Raw genomic sequence first — 13,671 nt, 5'->3', positions numbered from 1 at the left:
ACATGCCCGGCTCGGGAGCCATTCACTCCCCGGCCAGCTTCTTCAACACCTGGATGGCCGCAATCCGCTCGCACGCATCCAGCGGCACCAGCGTCAGTTCGGTAATCCGCGCCGCCAACGGCAGGTCGCGTTTCACCAGTTCCTCACCCTGCTTCGTCAGGGACGCCAGACGCTGGCGCCGGTCCGATGCATTATGTTCCACCACCACCAGATCGCGCTCGCCCAGTCGGGCGACGATCCCGCGCAGGGTCGCAAGATCGATCGCCGTCAACTGGCTGATCCGCGTCAGCGCCACCGTGCCGGCCTCGTGGATCGTGACCATCACCGCGAACTGCACCGCCGTCAGCCCGTCCTCTCCCATCGTCTGCTGGAAAATCGCGGTATGGCGCTGATAGGCCTTGCGCAGCAGATGGCCGATCTGCTCGCCCAGCATATAATCGGGCAACGGCGCCACAGCCTGCCCCGCCGCTTTTTTCCGTCCCGCCGCCATCAGCCGCCACACGCCATGATCGTTGTCCCTGTCGTCAGCACGCGTGGTTACGCCGCGCCCAGAAAGCCATCCACCGCCGCACAGAAGCCATCCAGATTGTCCCACGGGATCATATGCCCGGCATCGGGCACACGGGCCAGTTGGATCTTCGGCAGCAGGCCACGGATTTCCTCTTCATCCTCGGGCAGGATCACGCCGCCGCGCGTCGCAACCATCAGCAGGGCCGGCGGCGTGAGGTGCGGCAGGTCCTGGTGGATGTCCTCGGTGTGGAATTTCTCGAACGTCACGCGCGTCGCCAGCTCGTCGCAGGTATGCAGCCATTCGGCGCGCAGGCGAAGCTGTTCCTCGGTCCAGGTCGGGCAGAAACGACGCATCGCCTCCGCATCCATGCCCCGCCGCGCGGCGCGGATCGAATCGACATACCAGTCCAGCTTCGCCGGATAGGCCCGCCGCCCCGGCCCGCTGACCGGCGGATCGACCAGCACCAGCGACGCAATCCCCCGCGCATCGCGCCGCGCCAGACGGATGGCGATCCGCGCCCCCATCGAATGGCCCAGCACCACGCAGCCTTCCAGGCCCAGCGCATCGATCAGCCCGCGCACATCGTCGGCATAGCTGTCCAGATCGTAGTCCAGGTCCGGCCCCGTCTCCGACAGGCCGCGTCCGCGCACATCCAGCACATACACGTCATGCGTCGCCGCCAGGCGCTCGGCCACGAACCCCCAGGTGACGGCCGGGCTGGTAATGCCCGGCACCAGCACCAGCGGCGCGCCCTGCCCGCCATAGCGCAGGTAATGCTGGCGGATTCCATTGGCATGCACATGCGCGCCGTAGAGGAAACTTGTCTCGGTCATCACGGCTTTCCTTCTGTCGTGGAATCAGGATTCTTCTTTTTCTGAAGAAAAAGAAGCAAAAAGACTTTTATTCGTTCAGGAGCCTCGGAACGAGCACGCACAAGATTCCTGAACAGATCAGAAGTTTTTTGGTTCTTTTTTCAAAAAAGAACAGAAACGCTTCAATAAGCGCCCGACAGCAACGCCCCGCCACCGGGCGCGATCCGTTCCAGCTCCAGCGCCCGCAGCATGGCATGGGTCGTGGCGATCGCCGCCGACAGCACCGGCTTGCCGGTCAGGGCCTCCACCTTCGGCACCACGGGTAGCGAGGGCATCTGCACACAGGCCGAAAGCACGATGGCATCGGCATCCTTGTAGTTCAGACCGGCGACGATGCCCGGTAGATTCTGCGGATCATGCGCCGCCACGTTCAGATTGTCGGGAATCTCCAGCGCCACATGGTCGATCACCTCATAGCCCTCGCTGGCCAGGTAATCGATCACCAGCCGGGTCAGCGGCTTCATGTAGGGCGCGACAACCACGATGCGGCGCGCCCCCAACGTAGCCAGACCATCGACCAGCGCGCCGGCACTGGTCACCACCGGGGCCGGCGCGCCATTCTCCACCGTGCGGCCATGCAGCCGCGCCTCCGACACGCGATGATAGCCCACGCCCATCGACATGGTGGCCACCAGACAGGCATAACCCAGCACATCGACCCGCGCATCGCTGAGTTCCAGCGCGCAGCGGTCGGACTGCGCATCCATCGCCGACAATTCGTCCTTGCTGACCGTCTTCATGCGCATGCGGCTGGAATGGAACAGAAACCGCTCCGGCCGGATCAACTGCCGGGCCGCCAGCAGGGCGGGGATTTCGGTTTCCATGGTGATGTTGGAACTCGGGACGATCTGCCCGATCCGGTAAAGCGATTTCATGAACAGGTCCTGCCTGGATGGGAGATCAGCGATTGGACAGGCGCGACAGCAGCGTGTCGTACTCCATCACGTCGCCGCATTTCTGGGCCATGTCGAACAGATTGGCCTCGTGCGGGCCGATGGCACGATCGCCCACGCAATCGGAAACGACGATGGGGCGGAAGCCCAGCGACATGGCATCGATCACGCTGGCCCGCACACAGCCGCTGGTGACGCAGCCCGCAACGACGAGCGTCTGCACGCCCCGATGCGCATACCACGCGGCCAGCGATGTGCCGGAGAACGCCGAGGGCACGGTCTTGCGCACCACATATTCGCCGGCCACCGGCGCCAGTTCGGGCACGATGGCACTGGCCGGATTGTCCTCGGTCAGGCCCAGCATGCTGGGTACCTTGGCCGAGAACACGTTGGCATCCGCCCCGTCATCGGCGAAGACGATGCGGGTATGCGCCACCGGCCAGCCCAGCCGCCGCGCGGTGTCCAGAAGCGGACGGGTGCGTGCGATGGCCTGCGGGATATTGCCGCCGCCAAACGCCGCCGGATCGGCAAAACCATTGACGAAATCGACGATCAACAGCCCCACCTGCCCCACGATCCCCAGTTCGCGGCCGAATCCCTGCCGGGCATATAGCGCGCCATCCGTTTCCTGACCCGTCATTCCCCTGTCTCCTTCATCAGTTTTCCATCACGGACCACCGCCCGCCCATCGAGGCTGACGGTGCAGTTGCGCATCGGGATGTCGATATGGCAGGCGGTGTCGCGCGTGCCCCCGGCCTCGTTGTTCGGCCCCGTGGACCACAGGAAATTCCCGGCGCAGGCACGCGAATCCATACCGATGGTCGCCTCCCGGTCATACAGGCCCAGCACCGACCAGTGCGCGCGCTCCTGCAACCCCCAGCCGACATGCGACACGGCATACACTTCGGGATCGTTGAAGGATTCCATGTAGCCTTTCAGAAGATCGGCCTCGAGCCCGCCCTGTATGTCGGTCACGTAGCCCTTCTCGATCGTGAAGGTCACGGGGTCGCGCACATAGTCCTTCTGCGGCAACAGGATGTCGCCCCGGTCCAGCACGATGGTCCCGCTGGCCGTGCCCTCGTTCGACCAGGTGGCCAGGAAGCCGCTAGGCCAGTGGTCCCACCGCCCCGGCCGGTCGCAGAAGCCATATTCCTCCAGGATCGGATAATCGCCGAGCGTGAAGCGCACATCCGTACCCGCAGCCGAGGTCACATGCATCTCCCGCGCCGCGCGCAGCACCTTCGAGGCCGCCAGCACGCGCTCGCGATCCTCGGCCGTGGGCACCATGCGCAGCAGGATCTCGGGCGGCTCCACCGCCAGCAGGATGCGCCCGCCAGCCGCCAGGATCTCGTGCTGCTCGGCCGAGAACAGCAGCGTCATCAGGTCCAGCACCAGATCGCTGGCCTTCAGCAGCGCCAGCGCCGCGTGATTGCCGGTCAGCGGCGTGGTGCCGACATAGGCCAGCGGATCGCGCGACAGTGACACCCCGCCATTGACCGGCAGCAGGTCGAGCCGGTTGACGATCGCGCCGCGCGCCTGCGCCGCGAGGATGGCGGTGCGCATTGTCTGCGCATTGGTGTCGCTGGAGGTCAGGACGGTCACGGTCTGGCCGGCCGCGATGCCGGACAGGTCCAGAACCTGCCGCCATGCATCGACAAGTTCGCAATCGCTTACAGGCATGGTGTCTGTTCCCCGGATGAAGTGGAAGACGGTGCGCGGCCCCGGCCCAGCACCAGATTGACGCCGATCGCGGTCAGGGTTGCCGCCGCGATGCCGCCCAGCGTGGCGCCGCCGATCGTCAGCGTCAGGTTGCCGGCCCCCGCGATCAGCGTGGCGCCGACGGTGAAGAGCGTGCGCGGATCGGCGAAATCGACGGCATGGTCGATCCAGATCCGCACCATGGTGGAGACGATCAGCCCCAGCACGCCGAGTGCCAGCCCGCCCATCACCGGTTCGGGAATGGCGCGCAGCAACGCGCCGAAGAAGGGCGAGAAGCCCAGCGCGATGGCAAACAGCGCAGCGGCTGCGAACACCAGCGTGGAATAGACGCGCGAAATCGCCATCACGCCGATATTCTCGACATAGGTCGTCACCCCGGTGCCGCCGCAGAAGCCGGCCAGCATCGTCGCCAGCCCGTCGCCGATGAACGCCCGGCCGGTCAGCGGGCCGTAATCGCGCCCCGTCATCGCGCCCACCGCCTTGATATGCCCTAGATTCTCCGCCACCAGCACCAGCGCCACGGGGGCGATCAGCATCATGGCGTGCGGCGAGAAGCGCGGGCCGACCAGCGCCGGCCAGCCGAACCAGGGGGCGGCGCGCACGGCGGCGAAATCGATCGGCGGCGCCAGCCCCAGCCCGTTGGCCACCAGCGCATAGACGGTGCAGGACACGAGCAGTCCGCACAGCACGGAGAGCCGGCGCATCGCGGGCGGCGCATGCACGGCGATCATCGCCACCGCCAGAAAGGTGAAGATCCCCGTCAGCGTCGCCGATGTCGATCCGGCCAGCCCCCGCGCCGCCACCGGCGCCAGATTCAGCCCGATCGCCGCCCCTACCGCGCCGGTCACCACCGGCGGCATCAGCCGCTCGATCCACCCGGTGCCGGTCAGGCAGACGATGCCGCCGATCAGCGCATAGAGCGCCCCCGCCGCCACGATGCCGCCCACGGCCAGCGGCACGTCGGGGTTCGGCCCATGGCCGGAATAGCCGGTCAGCCCCACCACCACGGCAATGAACGAGAAGCTGGTGCCCAGATAGCTGGGCAGCCGCCCGCCGGTGACCAGAAAGAACAGCAACGTGCCCAGCCCGGAACACAGCACGGCGATATTGGGATCGAACCCCATCAGGATCGGCCCGATGATGGTCGATCCCGCCATGGCCAGCACATGCTGCACGCCCATCGCCAATGTCATGCCCAGGGGCAGGCGCTCGTCGGGCGCGACCTCGGTGCCCGTCGCCAGCCGCCAGCGCGGTAGCCAGTTCGCGTTCATCGATGCTCTCCTGTGCCGGCGGCGCGTATGCGGGCGATCACGTCCTCCACCCCCTCCCACGGGGGGCGTCCGGGCGCGTAGGTGACGCGGATATGGCGCATCAGGGCGGCGATCTGCGCGTCGGACAGGCTGGCGGCGAAGCCCGGCATCGCCCCCACGCCCGGCGTGGCGGGGCGGGAAACGCCATGCAGGATCACCTGCGCCAGATTGTCCGGCCGATCGGCAAAGACATTGCTGTTCAGCGCCAGCGAGGGGCGGGCGCCGAACATGTGCGGGGCCTGCCCCTCATGGCAGGCGGCGCAACTGCCGCCATAGACCCGCGCGCCCTCGCCCGCCCAGGCGGCATCGCGCGCCCGGATCGCGGCGGCCTGCTCCACCGCCTGCGCCCGATCGGGCGATGCCGCGCGGGTATCGAAACTGGCCACATAGGTCGCGATCGCCCGCACATCGGCCTCGGGCAAGGTCGCCATATGCGTCACCACCGGCGCCATCGGCCCGGCCGCCGGCCCGTGCCGTTCGGAAAAACCGGTGCGCAGATAAGCAAACAGATCATCCTCCGTCCACGGCACCGGCGAGTGCGACAGATTCCCCAGCGGCGGGGCCTCCCACCCTTCCGCCATGCCGCCGCCCAGCCACGCGCCGCGCCATTTCTCTGCCCCCAACGCATTGCGCGGCGTATGGCAGGCGCTGCAATGGCCCAGCCCCTCGGCCAGATAGGCACCCCGATTCCACTCCGCGGACCGCGCCGGATCGGGTGCAAAGGGCCGGATATCATGGAACAGCACGTTCCATCCCGCCATCAGCGGACGCAGCGAGAACGGAAAGGCCAGCTTCGTCTCCGGCACCGCGTTGCGCGCGGGCTCGCGCGCCATCAGGTAGGCGTACAACGCCTCCATGTCGGCATCGCTCACCTTCGCGAAGGCGGTGTAGGGAAAGGCGGGATAGAGGTGATGCCCGTCGCGGCTGATCCCCTCGCGCATCGCCCGCGCGAACGCCGGATAGGACCAGCGCCCGATCCCGGTTTCTTCATCCGGCGTCAGATTGGTCGAGCGCACGATGCCGAACGGCGTCTCCAGTTCCAGCCCGCCGGCATAGGCCATGCCGCCCGGCGCGGTGTGGCACACCGCGCAATCGCCCGCTGCCGCCACCTCCCGCCCGCGCGCGATCGTCGCCGCCGACCAGCGCGCCGGGTCCGGCCGCGCCACCGGCGCGATGCCCGGCCGCCATGGCGATGCCGTCACCGCCAGCCCGCCGATGCCCGACAGCAGCGTCCCCACCGCCGCCAGCCCCACCCAGCCACGCAGCCGCGCCTGCGCGGGCTTCGGCGCCGGCCCCGCCGGCATCAATTGCGGCAGAGGCTGTGGTACATCTTCTATTTCCCGAAACACCCCCAGCGCCGCATCCAGTGCGGCGCGCACGCGCTCCGGCGTAAACGGCACCTCGCGAAACCGCACGCCGGTCGCGTCATGCAGCGCATTGGCGATCGCCGCCGCGCTGGGCACCGAAGCCGACTCCCCCACGCCCAGCGGCGGCTGGTCCTGCCGGTCCATCAGCAGCACGTCGATCTCCGGCACCTCGGGAAAGGTCAGCAGCGGATAGGTGCCCCATTCGCGGCTGGCGACGCCGGCAGGGTCGAACGCCACGTCCTCGCGCAGGGCACGGCTGACGGACTGGATGACATTGCCATGGATCTGGTGCCGCACCCCTGCCGGGTTGACCATCATCCCCGAATCCTGCCCGACGACGACCCGCGTGACCGCGACGTGCCCGGTCAGGCGATCGACCGTGATATCCGCCACCCACGCCGCCCAGGCCGCCGGCACACCGGGAAAGGCACCATGCACATACTGGGCGTAGGCCACGCCCCACCCCCGCAGCACACGCTGCGCCGGATCGACCCGGCGCGGCCCGCTGCGCGGCATCCATGTCGCCCGCCGCGCCGTCGCACGCAGTAGTTCGGCCGCCCGTTCGTCGGGCAGGTAGCGCAGCCGATACGCCACCGGATCGACCCCGGCCGCCTCGGCCAGTTCGTCGATATAGCATTCATGCGCGAAGCTGTTGGGCATGGCCGACACGCCCCGGAACCACGATGCCCGCGCGATCGGCGGCATGTCGTGCACCGTCACCCGCGCATTGTCGTAGCCATAAGGAGGCACCGAGGTCCGGTCGCCCATCTGCACGATGGCCGGCGTGGCGGCCGGCACCACCCCGGTCAGCACCAGCGCCAGCAGCGGAGAGACGTTCGAGGGATAGCGCGTCGAGAAATCATAGGCCGCCGGCGTACCATCCGCGCGCAGCCCGCCACGCACCTGCATGAGCTGCGCCGCCCCCTTCGGCTCCCACACATGCTCCTGCCCGCGCGTCAGTTGCACCCGCACCGGCCGGCCGACGGCGCGCGACAGCAGGGCCGCATCGCCGCACACATCGTCGGCGCAGTTCCGCCCGTAGCAGCCGGCGGCCTCATGGCGGACGATGGCAATGGCGCCTTCCTCCAGCCCGGTCAACAAGGCGATGTCGGCGCGCAGCATGTGCGGGTTCTGGGTGCCGGACCATACCGTCAGGCGTCCACCCCGCCAGTCCGCCACAGCACAGGACGGACCGATCGAAGCATGCATCTGGTACGGCCACAGATAGGTCCGGTCCATGCGGATCGCCGCATTCTCCGCCCCCGCATCCACGTCGCCCCGGTCCAGCAGCCGGCGCGGGGTGGACGGGTTGGCCAACAGGGCCGCTTCCAGATCCGACAGATCCGGCAGGTCGACCTGACGCCACGACACACGCAGCCGGCGCGCGGCCTCCTCGGCCTGCTCCTCGCGCTCGGCCACCACGCCGACGAAATCGCCCTGCACCACGACATCGACCAGGCCGGGCAGTCCGGCCACCGAGTCCCGGTCCACGCCGATCAGGCTGCACCCGACGAACGGTCCGTGGTCGAACCCGCCATAGGGCGGGCGGATCACCCGTCCATGCAGCATGCCCGGCACCCGCACGTCATGCACATAGACCGCGCGGCCCGTGACCTTGTCGGGAATATCCACGCGCGGCATCGGCCGCCCGACCACGCGATAGGCGGCAGGGTCCTTGACCGGCATCGCCTCGTCCAGCCGTACGCGCAACGTCCGCCCGTCCAGCAACATGCCATAGGTCAGCAGCATGTTTTCCGGCCAGGGATGGCTGCCTGACGGATCGGCCGACAGCACGCCGTCACGCACCGCCAGCCCTTCGGCCGGCACGCCCATGCGCTCGGCGGCCAGTTGCACCAGCACCCGCCGCGCATGGGCGGCGGCGCGGCGCAGCGGAACGGCCGTCACCTGGATCGTCTCGCTGGCAATGGTGGCGCCCTGGTTCGGCGCGACCTCTGTATGGCCCAGCACCATGGTCACCGCATCCGGCGCCACATCAAGTTCCTCGGCCACGATCTGGGCCAGTGCGGTGCGGATGCCGGTGCCCAGATCGACATGCCCGCAATACCCGGTGATCGCACCACTGGCCTGCATGACCAGAAAGATCTCATCCGCCGGCACGTCGTCCGAAGCCCCACGCGCCACCAGCCCGCCGGGCGGCCGCGCGGCACGGACGACGGTCAGCGACCCGCCCGGCTCCGCCACGCCCCCCATCAGGCGGCCTCCCCGCCCGTCGCCGTGCCGCCCGCCAGCCCGCAGGCCAGCCGGGCGGCACGCAGGATCTCGACATGCGTGCCGCAACGGCACAGCACGCCGCGCAACGCCGCCAGCAGCGTCGCATCATCAGGCGCCGGATCGACATTCAGCAACGCCCGCACGGTCATGACCATGCCGTTCAGGCAATAGCCGCACTGCGCCGCCTGCTCGGCCACGAAGGCGCGTTGCACCGGGTCCAGCACACCGTCGCGCGCCAGCCCTTCCAGCGTCGTCACCGGCCAGTCGGCTACGTCCCCGACCGCCAGCCCGCACGACCGCGCGACCCGACCGCCGACAAGCACCGAACAGGCGCCGCATTCGCCCAGGCCGCAGCCATATTTCGGCCCGTTCAGGCCCAGATCGTTGCGCAGCACATGCAGCAGCTTCGTGTCCGGCGGCACGTCCAGCACATGGCGTGTGCCATTGACCGTCAGGATCACCGCCGGTGGCATCGCCCCCTCCCCGCGTCAGGCCGTCAGGTCGACGTCATAAATGTCGTATCCATACACCCAATAAGGATCTTCCTGATTCCGCAGCCAGGTGTTGGCATTGGAGACCTGCTGCACGCGCGAGGCCCGCTCGATGCGATGCGCACGATAGGCCTCGAAAGTCCGCGACAGGTCCCGCGTGCCCAGTTCCGTCATGCAGCGGGTCAGCATCGCCGCATCCTCGATCGCCATGGCGGCACCCTGCGCCATGTGCGGCTTCATCGGATGGCAGGCATCGCCCAGCAGCACCACCCGCCCGGCATGCCACAGCGGCAGCGGGTTGCGCGTATAGAGCGGCCATTTCGTAATCGTGTCGGCCACGTCGATATAGGCTTGGACCAGCTCGTGATAGCCCTTGAAGGATTCGCGCATCGCCTCACGCGTGCTGGGCACCCACGGCACGCCGGCCGGCCAGCTTTCCGCCGGCTCGCCGGTGACGAAATAGAATTCCTCGCGCGTGCCATCCAGCGCATAGGCCATCATGTGCCGGTCGGCCGACCACCATTTGACACAGGGCTCGACCTCCAGCCCCGACAGGCGCGCCATCGGCAGGACGCCGCGATGCGCGACCCAGCCGGTGAACAGCGGCGCCTCCGGACCCAGCAGCTTCTCGCGCACGCGGGAATTGATGCCGTCCGCGCCGACCAGCACGTCGACCACATCGGTGGTCCCGTCCTCGAAGGAGAGCAGGACGTCGTTCGCCCGTTCCTGGAAATCGACCAGCTTCTTGCCGAACCGGACCAGATCCGGCGGCACCGCGCCGATCATGATGCTATGCACGTCACCGCGATGGATGGTGATGTAGGTGGCGCCATAGCGCGCATGCTCGGCATTCAGCGGAATGCGCGACTGATAGGCTCCGTCATCCCATTTGCGGCTGAACCAGTAATCGGGATGGCTCGACGCGTCCTCGATCGCCTGCTCGATCCCCAGCCGGCGCATGATTTTCATGACGTTGGGCCCATACTGGATGCCCGCCCCCAGTCGCGAGAAGGCCGGCGCCTGATCGTACAGCGTCACTTCGAACCCAGCGCGCTGCAATAACCCGGCGGCCGCGGTACCCCCCAGCCCGGCGCCCACGATGCCAATTCTCCGCGCTTCGACCATCATCCTGCCTTCCGCATGCCCAGCCGGGCGTTCATCCGTCCAGACAGAAGGTATACATACCATTCCTGATGCGCAAGGATATTGACGGTCCGAAATTCATCACATTCCGGCCGCCCAGACAGCCGCCCCACCTTCCGGTCACCGTTTCGTTTCCGCTCCACGAATCCGACCGCCATCTCTCCATATATCATTATAATGACATGAAAACATGAGATGATATAGGACGAGCGGCTCACGCATCGGTCTGCGATTCGTGTTTTCGGTACCACAGAAAACCCATCCGGAACGAAAACAGGATGAATCCCGTCCTGAATCGATAAACAACGCCTACATTGTTTATTGACATTGCAGACCCGTTCCATACCACTATCGCAACGACGCGGTGGCCCGCGACTCCCGTCAAAAAACCCCCATACGCAGACAGGATGGATACCATCATGGAGACCATGACCCGAACCCTTGCCACGTCGCTGATGGTCACGACCATCCTGGCCGGCGCAACCGGGTACGCATTCGGTCAGCCGACCCCGGACACGACGGGAACCACGACCGGCCACCCTGCCGCCCGGCCCGCACGGGCTGCCCCCTCCCGCCCGGCGGCAGCCGATGCCGAACAGGTGTCGGTGGTCGGATCGGGTTCGACCCGCCAGGTCCAGACGATCAGTACCAGCCAGATCTCCCGCTCGGTGCCGGGCACCAGCCCCTACAAGATCATGAACCAGATGCCCGGCGTCGCCTTCACCTCGGCCGATCCGCTGGGCATCGATACCTGGAGCCAGAGCATCTACATGCACGGCTTCTCGCAGGATCAGCTCGGCTTCACGCTGGATGGCATGCCGCTGGGCGCGCAGACCTATCGCGCCTATAACGGCCTGAACGTGAACAACGCGATCAGCCCCGAGAACATCAAGCGCCTGAGCGTCTCGCAGGGCGCGGGCTCGCTGGACGTGGCGTCCAGCAGCAATCTGGGCGGCACCGTCCAGTTCTATTCCCTCGATCCCTCCGACCATTTCGGCGGCAAGGTTGCGCAGACCTTCGGCAGCAACGCCACCTTCCGCACCTTCGGGCGCATCGACAGCGGGCAGCTCAACCCGTCAGGCACCAAATTCTACGTCTCCTATGCCCGCACCTCGGACGATAAATGGAAGGGCCATGCCGGGCAGTTCCAGCAGCAGGTCAATGCCAAGTTCGTCCAGCCCATCGGGGAGTCGACCAGACTGACGGGCTTCTTCGACTGGTCCGACATGGCGGAGGCCTCGTACGCCGTCGAATCGCTGGAAACCATCCACAAGCTTGGCACGCGGGTCGATTATTATTATCCCGACTACACCACGGCCTATCGCGCGGCCCAGGGCATCTATTCCCATGGCGAGCAATTGACCCGCAGTCCCAAGGACGTCGCCTATTACGACGACCCGGCACTGAGCCAGGATTATTTCGGCGGGTTGACGCTGGACACGAAGCTGAACAGTGCCATGGACTGGAAGACCACGATCTACGGCCATGGCGATTCGCTGGACACGCACTGGACCAACCCGCACATCACGTCGCCCAACGGCGCGCCGCTGGCCGAACAGGTCCGCCGTTCGGGCTTCCAGCGCTACGGACTGACATCGGGTTACACCTGGCGCTGGCAGAAAAACACGTTCAACACCGGCCTGTGGTATGAAAACGATCATTACGCGATCGGGCAATATTACTATCAGGAGCCGATCCTGGGCCAGGGCAACCCGATCGACCCGTTCGGCGCCCTGCCGCAGCCCTTCGCCCAGGCCTGGGGCAATGTCTTCAACACCAACACGTTCCAGTATTACCTTCAGGACACTTACAAGATCCTGCCCAACCTGACGGTGCATGCCGGGTTCCGCTCGCTGCTGGTCGCGGCGCGCAGCGGCGTCACGGAGAACAACCAGAAATATACCGGCGTCGCGAACCTGCCCGCCGGCAGCCTCACGGCAGCCAACGCCTTCCTGCCCCAGGTCAGCGCCAACTGGCGCTTCCTGCCGCATAACGAACTCTATTTCGACGTCTCGAAGAACATGCGCGCCTACCCGCAGGCCGGCTATTCGCTCGGCTCGCCCTGGTCGGTCACCACCATGGCTTCGTTCCAGAACGCAAAGAAGAACCTGAAGCCGGAAGAAGACTGGGTGTATGAGCTGGGCTATCGCCTGACGATGCACCGAGCGGTCGGGCTGATCAGCCTGTATCACACGGATTTTTCAAACCGTCTGCAGACGATCACCTCCGGCGCATCGATCATCCAGAACCAGTCGACGATGCAGAATGTCGGCGGCGTGCATATCTGGGGCGTGGATGGCAGCCTGACACTGAACCCGATCGACGGAATGTCGCTGTATAACAGCATCAGCTACAGCCGGCAGCGATTCGACAGCAACCTGACGACCGGCGGCGTGACCTACAATCTGTCCGGCAAGAACATCCCGAACTATCCGGACCTGATGTACAAATCCAGCCTCAGCTATTCCTATGGCCCGGTGATGGCACATATCGACGCCAACTACATGTCACGCCGCTATCTCAGCTACATGAACGACACCCATGTCCCCGGCTACTGGCAGACCAACCTGGGCGTACGCGTGCGCGGCGGAAATCACGGCCCACTCCATGACATCACGTTCGATTTCAATATCTACAACCTGACCAACACGACCTACATCTCCACCGTCGGCGTGCAGGGCAACCCCATCGCCGGCGACTATCAATCGATGCTGATCGGTGCGCCCCGACAGTTCTTCGGCACGGTCAGCGCCAACTTCTGAGCATGCGGCAATGCCCTCCCCGCGCCTACTCCTTGAAGGCGCGGGCGAGGATATTCTGCTTTTCCAGCGAGACGGGCAGCGCGGTGGCGGTGACGGCCACGCCCTGCCAGCCCGCGCCCATGGCGGTGTAGAGGTTGACCGCATCCTGCAAGCGCTCCAGCCGCGCCTCGGCCTCGGCATTCTCCGCCGCCAGGGCGGTGCGCTCGGTCGTCAGCACCTCCAGGAAGCCTACGAGGCCGGCACTGTAGAGCTTGCGCGCCCGGTCGCTGGCCAGCCGGCTGTCCTCGGCCGCGCGGTGCAGCAATTCGGTATGTTCCACATCGTCATGCCAGGCCGCCATCGCGTCCTCGACCTCGCGGAAGGCCGTCAGC

The 13,671-nt window shown here is 66.6% G+C and carries 11 protein-coding genes; 1 reads left to right on the top strand and 10 read right to left on the bottom strand.

The features are described from left to right. Nucleotides 1-22 precede the first annotated feature (22 nt). From HLH35_RS17975 to HLH35_RS17935, 9 genes are all read right to left on the bottom strand, one after another. Nucleotides 23-502: a MarR family winged helix-turn-helix transcriptional regulator gene (locus HLH35_RS17975; protein ID WP_338029391.1), complete on the bottom strand. Its 480-nt coding sequence runs from the start codon at nucleotides 500-502 to the stop codon at nucleotides 23-25. Between the two features lie 35 nt (nucleotides 503-537). Beyond that, entirely contained in the window at nucleotides 538-1,344 is an 807-nt protein-coding gene (locus tag HLH35_RS17970) for an alpha/beta fold hydrolase (RefSeq protein WP_182980455.1), read from the bottom strand. Nucleotides 1,345-1,505: 161 nt separating this feature from the next. After that, nucleotides 1,506-2,258, bottom strand: coding sequence for a maleate cis-trans isomerase family protein (locus tag HLH35_RS17965; RefSeq protein WP_275944261.1), 753 nt, complete (start codon nucleotides 2,256-2,258; stop codon nucleotides 1,506-1,508). A gap of 25 nt (nucleotides 2,259-2,283) precedes the next feature. Next, nucleotides 2,284-2,916, bottom strand: coding sequence for an isochorismatase family protein (locus HLH35_RS17960; RefSeq protein WP_182980454.1), 633 nt, complete (start codon nucleotides 2,914-2,916; stop codon nucleotides 2,284-2,286). Continuing rightward, the gene (locus tag HLH35_RS17955) at nucleotides 2,913-3,956 is read right to left on the bottom strand and encodes a M29 family metallopeptidase (protein WP_182980453.1); all 1,044 of its coding nucleotides are present in this window, start codon (nucleotides 3,954-3,956) and stop codon (nucleotides 2,913-2,915) included. The genes HLH35_RS17960 and HLH35_RS17955 overlap by 4 nt, the downstream gene beginning before the upstream one ends. Beyond that, complete coding sequence (locus HLH35_RS17950) at nucleotides 3,947-5,266, bottom strand: solute carrier family 23 protein (protein ID WP_182980452.1); 1,320 nt, start codon at nucleotides 5,264-5,266, stop codon at nucleotides 3,947-3,949. The genes HLH35_RS17955 and HLH35_RS17950 overlap by 10 nt, the downstream gene beginning before the upstream one ends. Beyond that, entirely contained in the window at nucleotides 5,263-8,883 is a 3,621-nt protein-coding gene (locus tag HLH35_RS17945; protein WP_182980451.1) for a molybdopterin cofactor-binding domain-containing protein, read from the bottom strand. Before HLH35_RS17945 ends, HLH35_RS17950 begins: the two co-directional genes overlap by 4 nt. Beyond that, entirely contained in the window at nucleotides 8,883-9,377 is a 495-nt protein-coding gene (locus HLH35_RS17940) for a (2Fe-2S)-binding protein (protein ID WP_182980450.1), read from the bottom strand. The genes HLH35_RS17945 and HLH35_RS17940 overlap by 1 nt, the downstream gene beginning before the upstream one ends. Nucleotides 9,378-9,392: 15 nt before the next feature. Then, the gene (locus HLH35_RS17935; RefSeq protein WP_275944260.1) at nucleotides 9,393-10,523 is read right to left on the bottom strand and encodes an FAD-dependent monooxygenase; all 1,131 of its coding nucleotides are present in this window, start codon (nucleotides 10,521-10,523) and stop codon (nucleotides 9,393-9,395) included. A gap of 443 nt (nucleotides 10,524-10,966) precedes the next feature. On the opposite strand from HLH35_RS17935, the gene HLH35_RS17930 reads away from it, so the two are divergent. After that, nucleotides 10,967-13,300 (top strand): TonB-dependent receptor, encoded by a 2,334-nt coding sequence (locus tag HLH35_RS17930; protein WP_182980449.1) that lies wholly within the window; start codon nucleotides 10,967-10,969, stop codon nucleotides 13,298-13,300. Between the two features lie 25 nt (nucleotides 13,301-13,325). Here HLH35_RS17930 and HLH35_RS17925 read toward each other — a convergent pair. Continuing rightward, a partial coding sequence (locus HLH35_RS17925; RefSeq protein ID WP_182980448.1) for a TolC family protein occupies nucleotides 13,326-13,671 on the bottom strand: 346 nt, incomplete at its 5' end.

Origin of the sequence: Gluconacetobacter asukensis (assembly GCF_014174375.1) — a bacterium.
GTDB classification, from domain to species: Bacteria; Pseudomonadota; Alphaproteobacteria; order Acetobacterales; family Acetobacteraceae; genus Gluconacetobacter; species Gluconacetobacter asukensis.
This window is presented reverse-complemented; position numbering and strand designations above follow the sequence as displayed.

Bases quoted from the DNA above. Each gene is read 5' to 3' on its own strand.
- HLH35_RS17970 (WP_182980455.1), bottom strand. From the start codon at position 1,344: ATGACCGAGACAAGTTTCCTCTACGGCGCGCATGTGCATGCCAATGGA.
- HLH35_RS17945 (WP_182980451.1), bottom strand. From the start codon at position 8,883: ATGGGGGGCGTGGCGGAGCCGGGCGGGTCGCTGACCGTCGTCCGTGCC.
- HLH35_RS17955 (WP_182980453.1), bottom strand. From the start codon at position 3,956: ATGCCTGTAAGCGATTGCGAACTTGTCGATGCATGGCGGCAGGTTCTG.
- HLH35_RS17935 (WP_275944260.1), bottom strand. From the start codon at position 10,523: ATGATGGTCGAAGCGCGGAGAATTGGCATCGTGGGCGCCGGGCTGGGG.
- HLH35_RS17940 (WP_182980450.1), bottom strand. From the start codon at position 9,377: ATGCCACCGGCGGTGATCCTGACGGTCAATGGCACACGCCATGTGCTG.
- HLH35_RS17950 (WP_182980452.1), bottom strand. From the start codon at position 5,266: ATGAACGCGAACTGGCTACCGCGCTGGCGGCTGGCGACGGGCACCGAG.
- HLH35_RS17965 (WP_275944261.1), bottom strand. From the start codon at position 2,258: ATGAAATCGCTTTACCGGATCGGGCAGATCGTCCCGAGTTCCAACATC.
- HLH35_RS17930 (WP_182980449.1), top strand. From the start codon at position 10,967: ATGACCCGAACCCTTGCCACGTCGCTGATGGTCACGACCATCCTGGCC.
- HLH35_RS17960 (WP_182980454.1), bottom strand. From the start codon at position 2,916: ATGACGGGTCAGGAAACGGATGGCGCGCTATATGCCCGGCAGGGATTC.